This is a genomic window from Pseudomonas sp. PDM26, assembly GCF_019219185.1.
Taxonomy (GTDB): domain Bacteria; phylum Pseudomonadota; class Gammaproteobacteria; order Pseudomonadales; family Pseudomonadaceae; genus Aquipseudomonas.
This window is the reverse complement of the sequence record NZ_JAHUWC010000011.1, coordinates 43147-62882: the sequence shown is the minus strand read 5'-3', so window position 1 is coordinate 62882 and position 19736 is coordinate 43147. Positions and strand designations below refer to the sequence as shown.

The 19736-nt window shown below is 58.3% G+C and carries 15 protein-coding genes and 1 tRNA gene; 3 read left to right on the top strand and 13 right to left on the bottom strand.

The annotated features are described in order from the left end of the window. Positions 1-5: 5 nt before the first annotated feature. The 8 genes from KW849_RS21005 to rpsU form a co-directional block, all read right to left on the bottom strand. Positions 6-434 carry a hypothetical protein gene (locus tag KW849_RS21005; protein WP_218431094.1) on the bottom strand — a complete coding sequence of 143 codons (429 nt, stop codon included), beginning with the start codon at positions 432-434 and terminating at the stop codon, positions 6-8. Then, a complete protein-coding gene (locus KW849_RS21000; protein WP_218431240.1) occupies positions 424-1026 on the bottom strand; it encodes a nucleotidyltransferase domain-containing protein in 603 nt (200 codons plus the stop codon). The genes KW849_RS21005 and KW849_RS21000 overlap by 11 nt, the downstream gene beginning before the upstream one ends. A gap of 68 nt (positions 1027-1094) precedes the next feature. After that, positions 1095-1415 (bottom strand): DUF3077 domain-containing protein, encoded by a 321-nt coding sequence (locus tag KW849_RS20995; RefSeq protein ID WP_218431093.1) that lies wholly within the window; start codon positions 1413-1415, stop codon positions 1095-1097. A gap of 658 nt (positions 1416-2073) precedes the next feature. Then, a tRNA-Ile gene (locus KW849_RS20990) sits at positions 2074-2150 on the bottom strand. A gap of 15 nt (positions 2151-2165) precedes the next feature. Next, positions 2166-5912, bottom strand: coding sequence for a bifunctional diguanylate cyclase/phosphodiesterase (locus KW849_RS20985; protein ID WP_218431092.1), 3747 nt, complete (start codon positions 5910-5912; stop codon positions 2166-2168). A gap of 122 nt (positions 5913-6034) precedes the next feature. Further along, positions 6035-7882: an RNA polymerase sigma factor RpoD gene (rpoD, locus tag KW849_RS20980; protein WP_218431091.1), complete on the bottom strand. Its 1848-nt coding sequence runs from the start codon at positions 7880-7882 to the stop codon at positions 6035-6037. Between the two features lie 67 nt (positions 7883-7949). Further along, positions 7950-9917: a DNA primase gene (gene dnaG, locus KW849_RS20975; RefSeq protein ID WP_218431090.1), complete on the bottom strand. Its 1968-nt coding sequence runs from the start codon at positions 9915-9917 to the stop codon at positions 7950-7952. A 480-nt stretch (positions 9918-10397) separates the two neighbouring features. Beyond that, positions 10398-10613 carry a 30S ribosomal protein S21 gene (rpsU, locus tag KW849_RS20970; protein ID WP_002551877.1) on the bottom strand — a complete coding sequence of 72 codons (216 nt, stop codon included), beginning with the start codon at positions 10611-10613 and terminating at the stop codon, positions 10398-10400. 199 nt (positions 10614-10812) lie between these two features. On the opposite strand from rpsU, the gene tsaD reads away from it, so the two are divergent. Next, on the top strand, positions 10813-11838 hold the full coding sequence (tsaD, locus tag KW849_RS20965) for a tRNA (adenosine(37)-N6)-threonylcarbamoyltransferase complex transferase subunit TsaD (RefSeq protein WP_218431089.1): 1026 nt from the start codon (positions 10813-10815) through the stop codon (positions 11836-11838). A 23-nt stretch (positions 11839-11861) separates the two neighbouring features. Here the strand turns inward: tsaD and plsY are convergent, their stop codons facing one another. After that, positions 11862-12431 (bottom strand): glycerol-3-phosphate 1-O-acyltransferase PlsY, encoded by a 570-nt coding sequence (plsY, locus tag KW849_RS20960; RefSeq protein ID WP_218431088.1) that lies wholly within the window; start codon positions 12429-12431, stop codon positions 11862-11864. Between the two features lie 74 nt (positions 12432-12505). On the opposite strand from plsY, the gene folB reads away from it, so the two are divergent. Both folB and folK read left to right on the top strand, forming a co-directional pair. Continuing rightward, complete coding sequence (folB, locus tag KW849_RS20955; RefSeq protein ID WP_108216910.1) at positions 12506-12862, top strand: dihydroneopterin aldolase; 357 nt, start codon at positions 12506-12508, stop codon at positions 12860-12862. Next, positions 12853-13371: a 2-amino-4-hydroxy-6-hydroxymethyldihydropteridine diphosphokinase gene (gene folK, locus KW849_RS20950; protein ID WP_218431087.1), complete on the top strand. Its 519-nt coding sequence runs from the start codon at positions 12853-12855 to the stop codon at positions 13369-13371. The genes folB and folK overlap by 10 nt, the downstream gene beginning before the upstream one ends. Positions 13372-13491: 120 nt before the next feature. Here the strand turns inward: folK and KW849_RS20945 are convergent, their stop codons facing one another. The 4 genes from KW849_RS20945 to KW849_RS20930 all read right to left on the bottom strand — a co-directional run bounded on the left by KW849_RS20945 (position 13492) and on the right by KW849_RS20930 (position 19735). Continuing rightward, a complete protein-coding gene (locus KW849_RS20945) occupies positions 13492-14715 on the bottom strand; it encodes a multifunctional CCA addition/repair protein (RefSeq protein ID WP_218431086.1) in 1224 nt (407 codons plus the stop codon). A gap of 63 nt (positions 14716-14778) precedes the next feature. After that, positions 14779-16341, bottom strand: a complete 1563-nt coding sequence (locus KW849_RS20940) for a SpoVR family protein (RefSeq protein WP_218431085.1) — start codon at positions 16339-16341, stop codon at positions 14779-14781. After that, entirely contained in the window at positions 16338-17609 is a 1272-nt protein-coding gene (locus KW849_RS20935) for a YeaH/YhbH family protein (protein ID WP_218431084.1), read from the bottom strand. Before KW849_RS20935 ends, KW849_RS20940 begins: the two co-directional genes overlap by 4 nt. 203 nt (positions 17610-17812) lie before the next feature. Next, complete coding sequence (locus tag KW849_RS20930) at positions 17813-19735, bottom strand: PrkA family serine protein kinase (protein ID WP_218431083.1); 1923 nt, start codon at positions 19733-19735, stop codon at positions 17813-17815. Position 19736 lies beyond the last annotated feature (1 nt).

The following is a 19736-nucleotide window of genomic DNA, read 5'->3' as shown; positions in this document are numbered from 1 at the left end:
AAGTGTTATTTGCTCGCGAGCATAGCGTTTTGCACCTGTGGCAACAGTGCATCAGTCGCCGCTAACAGTTCAGCCAGTAGGGTTTCGTCCACATCCATATAACCTTCGTACTCAGCCAGATTGCGGCGCTCGTGACAGAGTGCGAACAGGCGTACCTGGATTTTGTTCAGATCGAGAGTATGTACCAGGCACTGAAATACCAGATAGCGGCGGTCGGAGCGAAAACCCTGCAAACGCATGGCCGTCAGTGCCAGGGCATGTGCGGCGTTGTAGGCGAGGTCGAAGCGACTGGCGAAGGACAGGGCTGAACTGTGAGCATCCTTCAAACGGTCAGTGGCTGATCTCAGCAGCCCTTCACATTCCTTGCGGTCTGGCGGTTCGGCTTTGAGGCCACCGCTACGCACCAGGTTTTCCAGATTTTCGTTACTGCCCATCGGCTACCTCTGCTGGATTGTGGCCAATCAAATCAATTTTGTCCTGTTGTTCAACTCGCACTACAAAGCTGTTGCCGGCCGCCTTCTTGGCTTGCCAGTCGGCCAGGGTGTAGAGCGTTGGGTTGATGGTGCGGCCAAGCTGTTCCTCTACGGGTAGCACCCGTTCCATCAAGTCGCTGTAACTGAGATTTTCGCCAATCAGCATCAGGTCAATGTCACTGCCTGCATGCTCATTGCCCTTGGCAATGGAGCCATAGATAAATGCCCATACCAGTTGATCATTCAGCGGGGTCAAGGCCGCACGCAACTGCTCTGCAATGCCAAACGTCTTGCGTACTATCCCCAGCAGTTCTGCATAGATGGGGCACTCGGGGTTGGCCTGGTAGTGCGTCTGATTACCCCGTCGACTCATGGTGAGAATGCCTGCGCCATGCAGACGCTCCAGCTCACGCATCAGGCTGCCCTTGCCGACCTGCGCCCAGCGGGATATTTCATTGGCATAGAAGCTCTGATCCGGTTTGCCATACAGCATGCCCAGCACTTTTTGCTGAGTGGCCGTAAACAGAGCATCGCTGAGCGGAATGGCAGGCATGGTCGACTCTATAAGTCCCAAAAAGGGAACGATAGGTCCCTTTTTGGGAATTTTCAACTCTGCCGTGATTATGAGCTTTTCGATGGGTCTGCTTCCTTTCTCGCTTGAACAGGCCGCCGCGTCAGCACCTTCACCACATCATCAATCACCGCTTTGCTCATCGTCGTCAGGTAGTGCGCAGCCCAGGCGTGGCGTTCGGAATTTTGGGAGTAGGCGGCGTCCACGGTCAGGGACTTGGCGAGGAACAGCAGGTCGGAGGCTTGGGCCAGGGCATCGGCGATGGGGACGTCGCGGCAGACGTGGAACAGTGGTTGGTCTGAGAGAAACATGAAGGGTGTGAAGCCGACGGTTTTTAGTTCTGAAGGATCGGATGGATTTGCTTTTGTCATGATGTAACTCCTTGGCTTAAAGAGCTGCTTCGTTCGTTTCCAAGCGAATGGGTGGCAGCTGTGCGCAGGTTGGAAACCGGGAGCCAAGGAAACCGGCACGTCCGAAGACGTCCCACGCACAGCTGCCATAACACTGAGTCGCAGCCGTAAAAACGTCTGGAGTCGTGATGGGACTGTTGCGCTTGACTTGACTAGACGGGTTTCCAAGCCCGATCGCTGAATGGTCAGCGATGTCCGGAGACTATCCCGTCGAAGAAAAGCGCAACAAGGCGGCAAAGTGCCCAAATAGAAGATTCGGAGTTTGCCTACAAGGTCTGTGGGCGTCATCCGATAAAGCGAGACCTTAAGTAAACAAAACTAAACGCCAGACACGAAGAAGCCGCGCATTACGCGGTTTTTTTGTTTGGACTGTCGGCAACCGAGTTCGACCAAACGCTAGAGGCAGAAACGAAAAAAGACGCCACAGGCGTCTTCTTCGATTCGGTAAAACAGATCCGGACACCACTTGCGAACCGCCCTGCGCGGTTACGGCTTTCGCCGCTGGGAAGCGCTCAATCTCATCCGGTCAGTCGCTTCGATTGGGCAAATCTAATGAAAGTTGCTACCCGCGTCAATCATCAGATCTGGCGAAAGCCGCGCACTGCGCGGCTTTCTTGTTTGGTGGGCCCACACGGACTTGAACCGTGGACCAAAGGATTATGAGTCCTCTGCTCTAACCAACTGAGCTATAGGCCCTCAGTAGGCCGCGGATTATAACGACGGTTTCGCGGCTGTGCCATCTGAAAAAGCCATTACGGTTGTACGAAGAAATGTCGCGGCAAATTCGTCCGCTGTCAGGGGCAGGCTGACGATGTAGCCCTGGATTTGCTCGCAGCCCTCGGCGGCGAGGAATTGTTGCTGCGCCAGGGTCTCGACCCCTTCGGCAATCACGGTGAATGGCATGCTGCGTCCGAGCGCGATGATGGCCCGTACGATCGCCGCATCATGGGGATCGTCCGGCAGGCCGCGGACGAAGGACTGATCGATCTTGAGGATGTCCAGTGGCAGACGCTTGAGGTAACTCAGGGACGAGTAACCGGTGCCGAAGTCATCGATAGCCAGTTGCACGCCCAGATGTTTGAGTTGGTGCAGCACCGCCAGCGCTTCTTCGGCCTGGCTCATGATGAAGTTTTCGGTGATTTCCAGTTGCAGGAAACCTGGGTTGAGGCCGTTGTCCTTGAGCAACTGCTCGATACGGCCCAGCAGGTTGGGTTGGCGCAATTGGGCGCCGGCAAGGTTGACCGACAGCGGGCCGGGACTTCCGTACAGCCGGTGCCATTCGGCCATCTGCCGGCAGGCGGTTTCCAGGACCCAGTCGCCGATTTGCAGGATCATGCCGTTTTCTTCAGCCAGCGGGATGAAGTGTTCTCGCGGCACGTCGCCAAAGGTCGGATGGCGCCAACGGATCAAGGCTTCGGCACCGACCAGGCTGTAATCTTCGAGGCTGATTTTCGGCTGGTAGCACAGGTGCAACTCATTGCGTTCGATGGCGCGGCGCAGTTCGTGTTCCAGCGCCACGCGTTCACTGGCCTGAGCGGTGAGGTCACGGGTGTAGCTTTCGACACGGTTGCGGCCCTTGGCCTTGGAGCGGTACATCGCGGCGTCGGCGTTCTTGATCAGTGTGGCAACGTCGCAACCATCCTTCGGATAGAGGCTGGTGCCGATGCTGGCGCTGATGAAAAACTCGTGTTCGCCAGCCTGGAACGGCGCGGCGAAACAGTTGAGCAGTTTGGTGGCGATGTGGTCGGCATCGCTGGATTGTTGCAGGCCCGGCAACAGAATGATGAACTCGTCGCCACCCAGGCGCGCTACGGTGTCGATGTCACGCAACTGCTCCTTGAGGCGTACGGCAATGCCCTTGAGCAGCAGGTCGCCGACCGGGTGGCCGAGGCTGTCGTTGATGTGCTTGAAGCGGTCAAGGTCGAGGAACAGCACAGCGCCCTGGCCGCCGTTTTCCTGCTGGTTGTTGAGCGCCGTCAGCAAGCGGCTTTCGAATAGCGTGCGGTTCGGCAGGCCGGTCAGCGGGTCGTGGTGTGCCTGGTAGTCGAGTTTGGCCTGGGCATGCTTGAGGCTGGAAATGTCGGCGAACACTGCGACAAAGTGGGTGATGAACTTGTCGTGGTTGCGCACGGCACTGATGGTCAGCCAGCTCGGGTACAGCTCGCCATTCTTGCGTCGATTGGAAATCTCGCCTTGCCAATGACCTTCGGCGGTCAATTGATGCCACATGGCCGCGTAGAATGCGCTGTCATGCAGGCCCGAGGCGAGCAGGCGCGGCGTGTGGCCCAGCGCTTCGCTTTCGCTGTAACCGGTGATTTCGGAAAACGCACGGTTGACTGCGCTGATGTGCTGCTGGGTATCGGTGATCAACACGCCTTCGGCGGTGCTTTCGAACACGGTGGCGGCCTGTTGCAGTTTTTCCTGCATCAGGTGCCGCTCGGTGATGTCCCGGGCGATGGTCAGCATGCAGTCTTCATCGCCAATCGGCAGCGGACGGCTGGACACTTCACAAAGGCGGATCTGCCCGTCGCTGCGGCGGATATGGCAACTGTAGTCGCGGACAAAACCGTCCCGGTGCAGCAGGTCGAGCATTTGCTTGCGTTCATTGAGGTTGACCCAGATCCCCAGGTCCAGTGCCGAACGATCCACCGACATGGCGCTGTTGAACCCGGTGATGCGGCTAAAACCCTCGTTGACTTCCAACAGCAGGCCATCGCTTTGCCGCGACAGCAGCAAGCCGTCGGGGGAGGCATGGAAAGCCTTGGCGAATTTTTCTTCGGAAGTTTGCAGCTGTTGCTGGGTTTCCTTGAGTTGGGTGATGTCCCGCACCACGACCACCAGCGCCTGTGTCATGTCGAGGTTGAACGGTTCGGCGGAGATCAGGCCGGTAAACACCTGGCCGTTGCTGCGACGAAAGGGCATTTCCAGGTTGCGGATGCTGCCGGCCTGCAAGCGTTGCAACAGACCCGGCCCAACACCGGGAATCCCCCAGATGTTCAGGTTGGTGGCGGTCTGGCCAATGACGTCCTCGGCCTTGAGGCCGATCTGTTCTTCGAACGCTTCGTTGACTTCCAGCAGACAACCGTCGCTCAGGCGCGCGATCACCAGAATGTCTGGGCATTGCTGGAACACGGAAGCGAATTTTTGTTCCGACAGGCGTAGCGCTTCCTCGGTGCGCTTGGCGTCGGTGATATCGATCATCAGCCCGCGCAGCACCGGCTCATGCCCGTGTTCGATCAGGCTGACGATATCGCGCACCCACAGGCAGCGGCCGTCGGCGGTGATCACCCGGTAATCGAGGCGGTGATCGCGCCCTGCCAGCACTTCGTGATCGCAGAAGGCCTGGGCGCGGGTCAGGTCGGCGGGGTGAATGATGTTGCGCCAGAAGCCCGGAATCAGCCAATGGGACAGGGGATAACCGAGAAGGTCTTCGGCGTGGGGCGATACATAGCTGTAGGTGAAGTCGGTGACTTTTGCTTCCCAGGCGATGGCCGACAGGCTCTCCACCAGGCCTCGATAGTGGTATTCGCTGCTGCGCAGTTCCTGTTCAAGGTCGACCCGGCGGGCGATTTCCGAGCTCAAGCGGCGGTTGATGCGGATAACCACCGCCAGCACGGTAGAAAGCAGCAGCAATCCGGGCAGGCCATACACCAGCAGGTCATTCCAGAAAGTTCGATGATCGAGGACGTTGCCGACCCAATGTTCCTGAATAGCGCTGATTTCAGCGGGGCTCATGTCCGCCAGGACTTTGTCGAGAATGCCGACCAGCATCTTGTTGTCGCGGGGTACAGCCATGGCCAGTTGATAGCGATAGGGGGTTTCACCACTGACATACAACCCATCGAGCTTGAGTTGGCGCAGGCTCCAGACGCTGGAAGCCAGATCGCCCACCACGGCGTCCACTTCGTCGGTGGCCAGCGCCTGTAGCGTCGAGCTGACGTTGGGCATCGCCACCAGGTTCAAGTCGGGATGGTGGGTGCGCAGCAGTTCGTGGGGGGCGTAGTTTTCCACCACAGCGATTTTCAGGCCGTACAGGTCTTGCAGGTTATGTGGCTGGGGGCCCCCGACATGGGCCAGGATGACAATCGGAAAATCCAGATAGGGGCGGGTGAACGACAGGTATTTCTGGCGTTCAGGGGTCGACATGATGCCCGGCAGCAGGTCCAGTTTGCCCTTTTTGGCCTGTTCCAGGACGGCGGTCCAGCTCACCGGCTCGATGGGTGTGAGCCGGGTTGCCAGCCTTTTGCGGATGACCTCGATGTAATCCGCGGCAAGGCCCTGGTAGCGGCCCTCATCGTCACGAAACTCGAAGGGTGGCCACGACGCATCGACACCCAGGCGCAAGTCCGGGTGACCCGCCAGCCAGCTACGTTCTTCGTCGGTTAGAGTCAGCGCGCCAGCCGTTGCGGTCCAGGTCATCAGCGACAGCAAAAAAAGCACGGTCGGCAGTCTGGGCATAACGGTCTCGTTATGGCTCGGGGGAATGTTTCGAGTGTAGACGGCTACGGGGCGGAGGGGGGGAGCGGGGGGATTTAATCTGTACAAAGCAAAACCCCCGGCCTGGGCCGGGGGTTCTGTGATCACTCGTCGAGGAAGGAGCGCAGATGCTCGCTTCTCGTCGGGTGGCGCAGCTTGCGCAGCGCCTTGGCTTCGATCTGACGAATCCGCTCACGAGTCACGTCGAACTGCTTACCAACCTCTTCGAGGGTGTGGTCGGTATTCATGTCGATACCGAAGCGCATGCGCAGTACCTTGGCTTCACGGGCAGTGAGGCCGGACAGCACTTCGCGAGTCGCTTCCTTAAGGCTCTCAACGGTTGCAACATCGATTGGCGACTGCATGGTCGAGTCTTCGATGAAGTCACCCAGATGGGAGTCTTCGTCATCACCGATCGGGGTTTCCATGGAGATCGGCTCTTTTGCGATCTTCAATACCTTGCGGATCTTGTCCTCAGGCATTTCCATGCGTTCGCCCAGCTCTTCCGGAGTCGGTTCGCGACCCATTTCCTGCAGCATCTGGCGGGAAATGCGGTTGAGCTTGTTGATCGTCTCGATCATGTGCACCGGAATACGGATGGTGCGGGCCTGGTCGGCGATCGAGCGAGTGATCGCCTGACGGATCCACCAGGTGGCATAAGTCGAGAACTTGTAGCCGCGACGGTATTCGAACTTGTCCACCGCTTTCATCAAGCCGATGTTGCCTTCCTGGATCAGATCGAGGAATTGCAGGCCACGGTTGGTGTACTTCTTGGCGATCGAGATCACCAGACGCAAGTTGGCTTCAACCATCTCTTTCTTCGCGCGGCGGGCCTTGGCCTCACCGATCGACATGCGACGGTTGATGTCCTTGATCTCGGCGATGGTCAAACCGGTTTCGGCTTCCAGCGCGGTCAGCTTCTGCTGGCAACGGATGATGTCCGGCTGCAGACGACCAATGGCTTCAGCGTATTTACCTTTGCCTTTGGCCAGGGCGTCACTCCAGCTTTCGTCGACTTCGTTGCCCGGGAACTGGCGCAGGAAGTCGGCACGCGGCATGCGTGCATCACGAACGCAGAGCTGCATGATTGCGCGCTCTTGCTGACGCAGGCGATCGAGGGCACTGCGAACACGCTCGACCAGGCCTTCGAATTGCTTCGGAACCAGTTTGATCGGCATGAACAGCTCGGCCAGGGCCAACAGCTCGGCAATCGTTGCCTTGTTGTTGCGACCGTGCTTTTTCAGCGCCTTGCGGGTGATTTCCATCTGATCGGCCACAGCACCGAAGCGCTGTGCAGCGATGATCGGATCCGGACCGCTTTCGGCTTCTTCCTCGTCATCGGAGGCTTCGGCGTCATCGTCCTCGGAGTCGTCATCCGCTTTAGCGGCTTTCGCGTCGATCGGCGGCGGCACTTCTGCCGCAGGCGGCGCGATGCCGTCGTCCGGGTCGATATAACCGCTCAGGACGTCAGACAGGCGACCACCTTCGGTGGTGACGCGGGTGTACTCGGAGAGAATATGATCAACCGTGCCGGGGAAGTGCGCGATTGCGCCCATCACCTCACGGATGCCCTCTTCAATACGCTTGGCGATTTCGATTTCGCCTTCACGCGTGAGGAGCTCCACCGTACCCATTTCGCGCATGTACATGCGCACCGGGTCGGTAGTGCGACCAATGTCGGTCTCGACCGCAGCCAACGCTGCAGCGGCCTCTTCGGCTGCGGCTTCGTCGGTATCGGCGTCGGCCAGCATAAGGGAATCCTTATCTGGCGCAACCTCGAATACGTTGATCCCCATGTCATTGATCATGCGGATGATGTCTTCCACCTGTTCCGGATCTGAAATATCCTCCGGCAGGTGGTCGTTGACCTCCGCGTAAGTCAGGTAGCCCTGCTCACGACCAAGGGTGATCAACTCTTTGATACGAGACTGCTGTTGCGCTTTTCCGGACATAACACCCTATCCACTGAAGGTCTTGGCGGGCAAAAAACAAGCCGAGGATTATACCTGAGCAATGACCTCACGCGCCAGTTGAGGTCGGGTTTGATGCGGAAACATTGCGACTCAAGAGGTCGCGCAGTTGATTTTTCTCTTCGCTGGTCAATTCGCTTTGACGTGCTTTTCTAAGAAGTTGTTCCAGGTTTCGCTCGCGTTGGCGAGCCGACAAGCTAGTAATGGTGTCGAAAAACTGTTGTTCAAGGTTATCTCCATCAATCAGCCATTCCTTTTCCGCCAGGGCCTTGAGCAAGCGGCCTTGTTCTGTGCCGTGCCAACGCGCAATCAGCTGAATTGAGTTTAGCTTGGGATTCTTCTGCACAGCTTCGAGCAGCGCCACCAGCAATTGTGTGTTGGTGTGATCCTCGGCGGCGAAGTGCCCGGCATCTTCGACTTTTTCGGCCAGTTGCGGGTGATGCAGCAGCGTGCGCAAGGCGGCGAGGGTCGGCGGTTCTACGGCAGCGGGCACTCGTGGCGCGCGGGGTTGATCGCGATCACCGCCCCGCTTGCCATTCTTGTCCCATGGTTTCTTGTCCCATTTCTTGCCTCCTGCACCGGGTTTCTTCGGCATCCATTCTTGCTGCGGCACATACATTTCCTGTGCCTGCGGCTGATGATAGTCGCTGTAATCAGGCATCGCGTCGTAATCGATGCCCGGGTCGTAGGCCGGCGGTGCTTCTTGCGGGGCGCTTTGTGCCAGCTGGCTCACCGCTTCGCCGCTAAGACCGGTGATTTCGCTCAGGCGCTGACGCATCAAGGTGCGCAGGTTGGCACCGGGGACTTTGTCGATCAGTGGTGCGGCGAGAGTGGCCATGTGGGCCTTGCCCTCGAGCGAGCGCGGGTCGGCTTCTTCCGTCAGCTGCTGGAAGAAATAATCGGCCAGAGGCTGCGCGTGCTGGTTGATCCGTGCGCGGAAGGCATCGGTGCCTTCGGAGCGGACCAGGGTGTCCGGGTCTTCGCCTTCGGGCAGGAACAGAAAGCGTGCTCGACGACCGTCCTGCAGGCTCGAAAGTGTCGCTTCCAGCGCCCGCCATGCCGCATTGCGGCCGGCCTGATCGCCATCGAAGCAGAACAGCACGCTGGGCACGACGCGAAACAGCCGCTTGAGGTGTTCCTCGCTGGTAGCGGTGCCCAAGGTCGCAACGGCATTGCGCAGGCCTTGCTGGGCCAGGGCTATGACGTCCATGTAACCCTCGACGACGATGATCTCGTCGAGGTTGCGGTTGGTCTTGCGCGCTTCGTACAGGCCGTAGAGTTCCTGGCCTTTATGGAAAACCGGAGTTTCCGGGGAATTCAGGTACTTCGGTTTGTCGTCGCCCAATACCCGGCCGCCGAAGGCGATGACGCGCCCGCGACTGTCGCGGATCGGGAACATCACGCGGTCGCGGAAGCGGTCGTAACGTTTGCCGCTTTCGGCGTTTTCGATCAGCAGGCCGGCGTCGATCATGGCTTTTTGTTGCAGGGTATCGCTGCTCAGGTGCTTGAACAGGTTATCCCAGCCGGGTGGAGCAAAGCCGAGGCCGAAGTCCCTGGCGATTTCGCCGGTCAGCCCGCGCCCTTTCAGGTAGTCCACGGCGGCCTTGCGCGATGGATGGCTTTTCAGGGCTTGGCGATAAAAGTCGGCAGCGGCGCTGAGTAGTGGGTACAACGGCGAATCAGTCGGCTGCCGCGGTTTGTGCGGGCGGCCGCTTTCTTCGCGGGGGATTTCCATGCCGGCGGCTTTGGCCAGTTCTTCGACCGCCTGGACGAAATCCAGGTTGTCGTGGTCCATGATGAAGCCGAGGGCGTTGCCGCCAGCGCCGCAGCCGAAGCAGTAATAGAACTGCTTGTCGGGACTGACGCTGAACGACGGAGTCTTTTCTTTGTGGAACGGGCAGCAGGCGGTGTGGTTCTTGCCGGCTTTTTTCATTTGCAGGCGCGAGCTGACCACATCGACGATGTCGGTGCGGTTCAGAAGGTCGTCAATGAAGCTCTGGGGAATTAGCCCGGCCATGGCGTTCTCGTCATCTGCGCTGAAAGGAACCCGAAACGTACGGCGACCGAACGCGGTAATTGCTTGAGGCGCGCAAAATGTGCGGCTCGACCAGTGTCGTCTGCGTAATCGCTGTCGGGAAGTGTATCTGCCGAAAATCCACTGACGTTAATGCCAATCAGCATTCGACTGTTTGAATGTGTTGCGCTGAATCCGCTGCGGCCAATCATAGGCCCCGGATAGCTCATCATCTGGCACGCAAGCAGGTGCCTTGGGCTGATCGTCGAGAGAGGAATCAGTGGGTGTGCTCGTCAGTAGCCTTGAAAGACTCGTCAGAAAAGACGTGCACCGCTGGCAAAAGAGCCAGGTCTGACGCGGTGAAGCAGATTTGTCTCGGTCGCGTCTGCGGCTTTGACGGTGAAGCATCAAGCGTTTTACGCAAATGCCATAAGCCCGGCTGAGGGCCGGGCTTGGCAGAAGCTTGCTACGATCGTCTGTGTATTAGTACAGGCGAACGGCGCGGCGCTGTTCGCGCTGAACTTTCTTGGCGTGACGCTTAACAGCGGCTGCTGCCTTGCGCTTACGCTCAGAAGTTGGCTTCTCGTAAAATTCGCGGCTACGAACTTCAGCCAGTACACCGGCTTTTTCGCAGGAGCGCTTGAAACGACGCAGAGCTACGTCGAAGGGTTCGTTCTCTTTTACTTTGACGGCTGGCATCCAGAGCTACCTTCATTCATTACCGGGGTCAACATCCTCGCGGCAAAAGAGCACTTGAAGACGTCGGTTTTTAAGGGTTGCGGATGTTAACCCCTCAACGCTCGGAATGCAAAGCCTCTGATCGAAAACCGCTGGTCGGGGCATCACGCGACGACTATTATGCGCGCCTTCGAATTCAGCCTAAACAAGGCGCAAACCCATGCTAGTACTGGGATTAGAAACCTCCTGCGACGAAACCGGTGTCGCACTTTACGACAGTGAGCGCGGCCTGCTGGCCGATGCGCTGTTCAGTCAGATCGACCTGCACCGTGCCTATGGCGGCGTGGTGCCGGAGCTGGCTTCGCGCGATCACGTCAAACGCATGCTGCCCTTGATTCGTCAGGTGTTGGCCGAAGCCGGCTGCGTGCCAACCGAGATCGATGCGATCGCCTACACCGCGGGTCCTGGCCTGGTGGGCGCGTTGCTGGTAGGGGCTTCCTGTGCTCAGGCGCTGGCCTTTGCCTGGGGCATTCCGGCCCTTGGCGTGCATCACATGGAAGGCCACTTGCTGGCACCGATGCTGGAGTCGCAACCGCCGGAATTCCCGTTCGTCGCTTTGTTGGTCTCGGGTGGCCATACGCAACTGGTTCAGGTCGACGGAATTGGTCAGTACACGCTCTTGGGCGAGACCCTGGATGACGCTGCCGGCGAAGCCTTCGACAAGACGGCCAAGATGATGGGTCTCAATTATCCGGGTGGACCGGAGATCGCTCGCCTTGCAGAACAGGGTGTTGCAGGACGTTTCGTCTTCCCGCGGCCGATGTGCGACCGCCCGGGCCTGGATTTCAGCTTCAGCGGCCTGAAAACCTTTGCGTTGAACACCTGGCAGCAGTGCGTCAGCGCCGGGGACGACGGCCAGCAAGCCCAATGCGACATCGCGCTGGCGTTCCAGCAGGCCGTGGTGGAGACTTTGACCATCAAGTGCAAGCGCGCCCTGAAAGCCGCCGGCATGAAACGCCTGGTGATCGCTGGGGGCGTCAGTGCCAACAAGGCGTTACGCACTTCCCTGGAAAAAATGCTTGGCGACATGAAGGGTGATGTGTTTTATGCCCGTCCGCAGTTCTGCACCGATAACGGCGCGATGATCGCCTTTGCCGGCTGTCAACGCTTGCAGGCCGGTCAGCAGGAAAGCCTGGCGATCAGTGTGCAGGCGCGTTGGCCGATGGAGCAGTTGTCGGCGTTGTGATGAGCGGTGCTCATGCCCGGCAACTAAAAATGCCGTTCGCGCCCGGCAAACAGGTCGCGTAGATTGCCGCGATGGCGCCAGACGATCAGCCCGGTGAGCGTGCTCATGGGCAGCAGGGCTGCAGGCTCTTGCCAGGCCAGCAACGGCAGGGTCAGCGGCGTGGCGATCAGGGCGGCCAGGGAGCTGGTACGGGTCAGGTAGAACGTCAGGAGCCAGGCACAGACCGCCAGAAGGGCTGCGGGCGGGTACAGTCCCAGTAACATGCCGGCAGCGGTGGCGACACCTTTGCCGCCGCGAAAGCGGAAGTACAACGGAAATAGATGACCGATGACGGCATAGACGCCGATCCAGGCTTGCTCCTGCTGCGAAAGGCCTGCAAGGCGCGCAATCAGTACCGGCAGCAGGCCTTTGCAAAGGTCGCCGAGCAGGGTCAGGGTGGCGAGCTTCTTGCCGGCCAGGCGCAACATGTTGGTGGCACCGGCATTGCCCGAACCACTCATTCGCGGATCGGGGTTACCGGTCAAGCGGCTGAGCAAAATGGCAAAGGACAGAGAGCCGAGCAGGTAGGCGAGGATCGCCAATAACCAAAACATGCTAACTATTCCGGGCGAGGAAGCCCTGATTCTAACGGCGCATTGCGCCCTTGTCGTGTAGCGGAGAGAAGTGCTTGGACAGAGTGTTTATCGAGGGCCTGGAAGTCGACACGGTGATTGGTGCCTACGACTGGGAACGAAGCATCCGACAGTGCTTGCGTCTTGATCTGAGCTTCGCCTGGGATAATCGCCCGGCCGCAGTCGGTGATGACCTGACCCTGGCGCTCGACTACGCCAGTGTTTCCTCGCGCATTCAGGTGTTTGCCGAGCAGGCGCAGTTCCAGCTGGTTGAAACCTTTGCCGAGCGCCTGGTTGAGGTGCTGATGAGCGAATTCAAGATCACCTGGATGCGCCTCAAGCTGACCAAGCCAGGTGCGATTCCTGCCGCCACCGGCGGCGTGGGTGTGGAGATCGAGCGCGGATGTCGCTGACTCAGGTGTACCTCGGGCTCGGTAGCAATATCGAGCGTGAAGCCCATTTGCGGGCAGGGCTCGATGCATTGGCGGAGTTCCTGGCGGATATCCGCTGTTCGGCGGTGTTCGAAAGCCAGTCGGTGGGTATCAAGAGCGGGCCGTTCTTCAATTTCGTGGTGTCGGCGTATACCGATCTGCCATTGATGGAGCTGGATCGACGGCTGAAATTCATCGAGGCAGATAACGGTCGTTATGCACCGGATCGCCGAGGTTTGCCGCTGGATATCGACGTTTTGCTGTTTGGTGATCTGGTGGGCAACTTCGATGGCTTGATCTTGCCGCGGGCAGAAATTCTGAAAAATGCTTTTGTTCTGTGGCCGTTGTCGTTGATAGCACCGGATCGCGTGCACCCAGGTGTAGGCAAGAGCTTTGCGACCTTGTGGGGTGAAGCGCAGATTGATCAAGTGTTGGCGCCAGTGGCTTTCGAATGGCGTGGTGAGCAGCTGACACCATCTGATTTACTGTAAAGCAAAAATATCGCAGCCTTCGGCAGCTGCTACAAAGCAAAAGATCGCAGCCTTCGGCAGCTCCTACAAGGATTGATGCGTCCTGTAGGAGCTGCCGAAGGCTGCGATCTTTTATCCTGTTCAGGCTTTTTCTTTGTAGATCTTCAGCGCCTTCAGCCGCTCACGCTTGATTGCCTCCCCCAGCTCCGGTCCCTTGAAGCCTTGCTCCAGCAACGGCTGAACTGCCACGTTGCGAGCAGCGGTTGCTGCGCCGCGCAAATAATCCGCCTGTGGATAACTTTTTTCTTCCAGTCCTTTGCGTCCACGCGCATCCATCTCACATGCCGCGATGAACTCCTCGAACCGCTGTGGTCGACGGAAAACGTCGAAGCTTTGCAGCAGTTCCAGCAATGTCGATGGCTTCAGCTCATGGGCGCGATGCCCGTGGGTGTGATACTCGCCCACCAGCAGCGCCAATTCCTGGCAGTCCCTCGGCACCTTGAAGCGCTCATTGACCGCTTTGATTAGCTTCAGCCCCTTGAGCTCGTGGGCAATGTGTCGCGGCCATTCCTGCTCTGGCGTCAGGCCTTTGCCCAGATCGTGCAGCAGGCAGGCCCAGCGTACGGTCAGTGGTTGTTTGTGTATGGCGGCTTGCTGCAAAACGCTGAGGGTGTGCGCGCCGGTATCGATTTCCGGGTGATGGGTCGGGGGTTGTGGTACGCCGAACAGTGCGTCGACCTCGGGCATCAGTACCTTGAGTGCGCCGCATGCGCGCAATACCTCAACAAACACCTGTGGCTGATCTTCCATCAGTGCGCGGGAAATTTCCTTCCAGCTGCGCTCCGGGGTCAGCGCCTCAAGTTCGTCTGACTCGCTGAGTTGGCGCATCAGCTCCAGGGTTTCCGGGGCAACGGTAAAACCCAGCGTCGCGTAGCGCGCCGCAAAGCGGGCAACACGCAGGACCCGGAGTGGATCTTCGGCAAATGCCGGGGAAACATGGCGAAGCAGGCGTGCTTCGAGGTCTCGCTGGCCGTGGTACGGGTCAGTCAGGTTTTGCTGATCGTCTTCGGCCATGGCGTTGATGGTCAGGTCGCGACGGATCAGGTCTTCTTCGAGGGTGACTTCAGGGCTGGCGTGAAAAGTGAACCCGCCGTAACCGCGCCCGCTTTTGCGCTCGGTGCGGGCGAGGGCATACTCCTCACCGCTTTTTGGATGAAGGAACACCGGGAAGTCCACGCCCACCGGGCGAAAACCCTTGGCGAGCATTTCTTCGGTGGTGGCGCCGACCACGACCCAGTCGATATCGGTAACCGGTTTGCCCAGCAGGCGATCACGAACTGCACCGCCGACTTTATAAATACGCATAAAAAACCTCCGTTAGCTCGACAGGATAACCGTTGCATCGAGCTTTCGGAGGCGCAAAGCGGATCAAAGATGGATGACGGCCAGGTCCAGTCGGCCGTAATCGCCTTCGCTGTGCTCGCTTCTGGGTGGGACATGGTGGGTTTTCATCACCTGATCCCCTTGCAGGGTTTCCAGGTGAATATCGAAGCCCCAGAGGCGGTGCAGGTGTTTGAGTACTTCTTCGGTGGAATCACCCAGCGGTTTGCGGTCGTGTTGCTGGTGACGCAGAGTCAGGGAGCGGTCGCCACGGCGGTCGATGCTGTAAATCTGCACGTTGGGCTCGCGATTGCCCAGATTGTATTGCGCCGCCAGGGTTTCACGGATGATGCGGTAGCCTTCTTCATCGTGGATCGCTGGCACCAGCAGATCGTCCTTTTGGTCGTCATCGAGAATGCTGAACAACTTCAGGTCTCGGATCACCTTCGGCGACAGGTACTGCAGGATGAAGCTTTCATCCTTGAAGCTGCTCATGGCGAACTTGATGGACGACAGCCAGTCGGTGCCGGCAATTTCCGGGAACCAGCGGCGATCTTCCTCGGTGGGCTCTTCGCACATGCGCCGGATGTCCCGGTACATGGCAAACCCGAGAGTGTAGGGGTTGATGCCGCTGTAGTAAGGGCTGTCGAAGCCCGGCTGAAAGACCACGCTGGTGTGGGATGTCAGGAACTCCATCATGAAGCCGTCGGTGACCAGGCCTTCGTCGTACAGGTCATTCATCAAGGTGTAGTGCCAGAACGTTGCCCAGCCTTCGTTCATCACCTGGGTCTGACGTTGAGGGTAAAAATATTGAGCGATCTTGCGCACGATCCGCACGATTTCCCGTTGCCACGGTTCCAGTAGCGGAGCGTGTTTTTCGATGAAGTACAGGATGTTTTCCTGAGGTTCGGCGGGGAAGCGTGCGTTGTCCTTGTCGCTGAACTTGTCCGCGCCCTTGGGAATGGTTCGCCACAGATCGTTGATCTGCTTCTGCAAATGCTCTTCCCGATCCTTTTGCCGGCGCCGTTCTTCCTCAGCGGAAATCGGGTAGGGGCGTTTGTAGCGGTCGACACCATAGTTCATCAGTGCATGGCAGGAGTCGAGCAGGTCCTCGACCGCGTCGATACCGTGGCGCTCTTCGCATTGCATGATGTACTGCTTGGCAAACACCAGGTAATCGATGATCGAACTGGCGTCGGTCCAGGTGCGGAACAGGTAATTGCCTTTGAAAAAGCTGTTGTGCCCGTAGCAGGCATGGGCCACCACCAGCGCCTGCATGCAGATGGTATTTTCTTCCATCAGGTAGGCGATACACGGGTCGGAGTTGATCACGATCTCGTACGCCAGGCCCATCTGGCCGCGGGTGTAGGATTTTTCGGTGCTGAGGAAATGCTTGCCGTAGGACCAGTGGTGATAACCCAGTGGCATACCAACGGAGGCGTAGGCATCCATCATCTGTTCGGCGGTGATCACTTCGATCTGGTTGGGGTACGTATCGAGGGCGTAACCCGCCGCAATACGACTGATTTCGCGGTCGTACGCCTGGATCAGCTCGAACGTCCATTCGGAGCCGGTGGAAATGGGTTGGCGCTTCTGCTCTTTGGCGGTCATGTCACTAACCTGCGCTGGAAGAGTTCACGGAAGACCGGATAGATATCCCCGGCCGAGACCAGTTGTTGCTGGGCAAAAGTGTCGGAAAAGGCTTCGGCGATGCGCTCGTACTCGAACCACAGGGCCTGGTGTTCGCGCGGGGTGATCTCAACGTAAGTGTAGTACTGCACGAATGGCATGATCTGGTTGATCAGGATGTCGCGGCAGATCGGAGAGTCATCGTTCCAGTTGTCACCGTCGGAGGCCTGGGCGGCGTAGATGTTCCACTCGTTGCTCGGATAGCGCTCGGCCATGATCTCCTGCATCAGTTTCAGGGCGCTGGAGACGATGGTGCCGCCGGTTTCCCGGGAGTAGAAAAATTCCTCCTCATCCACTTCGCGGGCGCTGGTGTGATGGCGGATGAACACGACGTCGATCTTTTCGTAGTTCCGCTTGAGAAACAGGTACAGCAGGATAAAGAAGCGTTTGGCGATGTCCTTGGTCGCCTGGGTCATCGAGCCGGACACGTCCATCAGGCAGAACATTACAGCCTTGGAGCTGGGGTTGGGTTGCTTGATGAGCAGGTTGTACTTGAGGTCGAATGTGTCGAGAAACGGTATGCGGTGAATGCGCGCACTGAGTTTTTCGATTTCAGCTTCTATTTCCTGAATATCGCCGAAGTTGTCTGGCTCTTCCTGTTTGATTCGCAGAAGTTCTTCCTTGGCTTCGCGCAGTTTTGCCCGGCTGCTGCCGGACAGGGCGATTCGCCGGGCGTGGGCTGAACGCAGGGTACGGATGATGTTGATCCGCGACGGATTGCCCTCGTTGCTGATCCCGGCCCGCACGGTCTTGAAGGTATCGGTGCCGGTCAGGTTACGCTTGACCAGGTTGGGCAGTTCGAGATCCTCGAACATGAATTCGAGGAACTCTTCCTGGGTGATCTGGAAGACGAATTCGTCCATCCCTTCGCCGGAATTGCCGGCCTTGCCGGGGCCTCGACCGCCACCGCCTCCCGGTGGACGGGCGATATGTTCGCCACTGGTGAATTCCTTGTTGCCCGGGTGCACGATCGTCTGTTTGCCGCCGCGACCGTGGTGGAGCACCGGCTCGTCGATGTCGCGGCCGGGAATGCTGATTTGTTCGCCGTGTTCCATATCGGTAATGGAGCGCCGGCTGACCGCCTCTTCGACAGCCTTTTTAATGTGGTCACGGTAGCGCCGCAGAAACCGCTGGCGGTTCACCGTGCTCTTGTTCTTGCCATTGAGACGTCGGTCGATCACATAGCTCATGACTGCTCCTTAGAAGCTGTCCTGAAAGGGGCGAGCGGTGATACAGCATCGAACCGAGAGCCGAGGGATATTGAACGCTCCCCCAAGCGCTTTGGATGCTGCCTGAACTCGCTACCGACTTTCGAACACCTCCCAGAGGCCTGTGTAACAGAAAAGCCCACACAGGTCTCTGGCTGACGACAACCGGTCTGACCGGCAGCGGGTTATTGTGATTTTCTGACTCGCAGGTACCACTCGGACAGCAGTCGTACCTGTTTGTCGGTGTAACCGCGCTCGACCATCCGTGTGACGAAGTCGTTGTGTTTTTGCTGGTCCTCTTTGCTGGCCTTGGCATTGAAGCTGATGACTGGCAGCAGGTCCTCGGTGTTGGAGAACATTTTCTTCTCGATGACCACCCGCAGTTTTTCGTAGCTGAGCCAGGTCGGGTTCTTGCCGTTGTTGTTGGCCCGGGCACGCAGGACGAAGTTGACGATTTCGTTGCGGAAATCCTTCGGATTGCTGATGCCGGCCGGTTTCTCGATTTTCTCCAGTTCTTCGTTCAACGCTACGCGGTTGAGGATCTCGCCGGTTTCCGGGTCGCGGTATTCCTGGTCCTGGATCCAGAAGTCGGCGTACAGCACATAGCGATCGAAGATGTTTTGGCCGTACTCGCTGTAGGACTCGAGGTAGGCGGTCTGGATCTCCTTGCCGATGAATTCGATATAGCGCGGTGCCAGGTACTCCTTGAGGAAGCGCAGATAGCGTTCGCGGGTCTCCGCCTGGAACTGTTCCTGTTCGATCTGTTGTTCCAGCACGTAGAGCAAATGCACCGGGTTGGCGGCAATTTCGTGCGGATCGAAGTTGAACACCTTCGACAGGATCTTGAACGCGAAACGGGTGGAAAGACCGTTCATGCCTTCGTCGACACCGGCGTTGTCGCGGTATTCCTGGATCGACTTGGCTTTCGGATCGGTGTCCTTGAGGTTCTCGCCGTCGTACACGCGCATCTTCGAGTAGATGTTGGAGTTTTCCGGCTCCTTGAGGCGCGAGAGCACGGTGAACTGGGCCAGCATCTTCAGGGTATCCGGCGCGCAATGAGCCTTGGCCAGCGAGCTGTTGAACAGCAGCTTGTCGTAGATCTTCACTTCATCACTGACCCGCAGGCAGTACGGCACTTTGACGATATAGATCCGGTCGATGAAGGCTTCGTTGTTCTTGTTGTTGCGGAAGGTATGCCATTCCGATTCGTTGGAGTGGGCCAGCAGGATCCCGGTGAACGGAATCGCGCCAAGACCTTCGGTGCTGTTGTAGTTGCCTTCCTGGGTAGCCGTCAGCAATGGGTGCAGCACCTTGATCGGTGCCTTGAACATTTCGACGAACTCCATCAGGCCCTGGTTGGACCGGCACAGTGCGCCCGAGTAGCTGTAGGCATCGGCGTCGTTCTGTGGGAATTCCTCCAGTTTGCGGATATCGACCTTACCCACCAGTGCCGAGATGTCCTGGTTGTTTTCATCGCCCGGTTCGGTCTTGGCCACGGCGATCTGGTTGAGGATCGACGGATAGAGCTTGACCACGCGGAACTGGCTGATGTCGCCACCGAATTCGGCCAGGCGTTTAGTGGCCCATGGCGACATGATGGTATTGAGATAGCGCCGTGGAATGCCGAAGTCTTCCTCGAGGATCGCGCCATCTTCGGTGGCGTTGAACAGACCCAGGGGTGATTCGAAAACCGGCGAGCCCTTGATCGCATAGAAGGGCACTTTTTCCATCAGTTGCTTGAGCTTTTCGGCCAGCGACGATTTACCGCCACCGACGGGGCCGAGCAGGTAAAGGATCTGTTTCTTCTCTTCCAGGCCCTGGGCGGCGTGGCGGAAATACGACACGATCTGGTCGATGCATTCTTCCATCCCGTGGAAGTCTTCAAAGGCCGGATAGCGGCGGATCACCTTGTTGGAAAAGATTCGCGACAGTCTCGAGTTGGTCGAGGTGTCGAGCAGCTCCGGTTCTCCGATGGCCAGCAGCAAGCGCTCGGCGGCGGAAACATAGGCGCTGCGGTCTTTTTTGCACAGCTCCAGGTACTCTTGCAGAGAGAGTTCTTCCTGGCGTGTGGACTCGAAGCGTTGTTGGAAGTGGCTAAAGATACTCATG

Bases quoted from the DNA above. Each gene is read 5' to 3' on its own strand.
- KW849_RS20985 (WP_218431092.1), bottom strand. From the start codon at position 5,912: ATGCCCAGACTGCCGACCGTGCTTTTTTTGCTGTCGCTGATGACCTGG.
- KW849_RS20935 (WP_218431084.1), bottom strand. From the start codon at position 17,609: ATGAGCTATGTGATCGACCGACGTCTCAATGGCAAGAACAAGAGCACG.
- KW849_RS21000 (WP_218431240.1), bottom strand. From the start codon at position 1,026: ATGCCTGCCATTCCGCTCAGCGATGCTCTGTTTACGGCCACTCAGCAA.
- tsaD (WP_218431089.1), top strand. From the start codon at position 10,813: ATGCTAGTACTGGGATTAGAAACCTCCTGCGACGAAACCGGTGTCGCA.
- dnaG (WP_218431090.1), bottom strand. From the start codon at position 9,917: ATGGCCGGGCTAATTCCCCAGAGCTTCATTGACGACCTTCTGAACCGC.
- KW849_RS20945 (WP_218431086.1), bottom strand. From the start codon at position 14,715: ATGCGTATTTATAAAGTCGGCGGTGCAGTTCGTGATCGCCTGCTGGGC.
- rpoD (WP_218431091.1), bottom strand. From the start codon at position 7,882: ATGTCCGGAAAAGCGCAACAGCAGTCTCGTATCAAAGAGTTGATCACC.
- KW849_RS21005 (WP_218431094.1), bottom strand. From the start codon at position 434: ATGGGCAGTAACGAAAATCTGGAAAACCTGGTGCGTAGCGGTGGCCTC.
- KW849_RS20995 (WP_218431093.1), bottom strand. From the start codon at position 1,415: ATGACAAAAGCAAATCCATCCGATCCTTCAGAACTAAAAACCGTCGGC.
- rpsU (WP_002551877.1), bottom strand. From the start codon at position 10,613: ATGCCAGCCGTCAAAGTAAAAGAGAACGAACCCTTCGACGTAGCTCTG.
- folK (WP_218431087.1), top strand. From the start codon at position 12,853: ATGTCGCTGACTCAGGTGTACCTCGGGCTCGGTAGCAATATCGAGCGT.
- KW849_RS20940 (WP_218431085.1), bottom strand. From the start codon at position 16,341: ATGACCGCCAAAGAGCAGAAGCGCCAACCCATTTCCACCGGCTCCGAA.
- plsY (WP_218431088.1), bottom strand. From the start codon at position 12,431: ATGTTTTGGTTATTGGCGATCCTCGCCTACCTGCTCGGCTCTCTGTCC.
- KW849_RS20930 (WP_218431083.1), bottom strand. From the start codon at position 19,735: ATGAGTATCTTTAGCCACTTCCAACAACGCTTCGAGTCCACACGCCAG.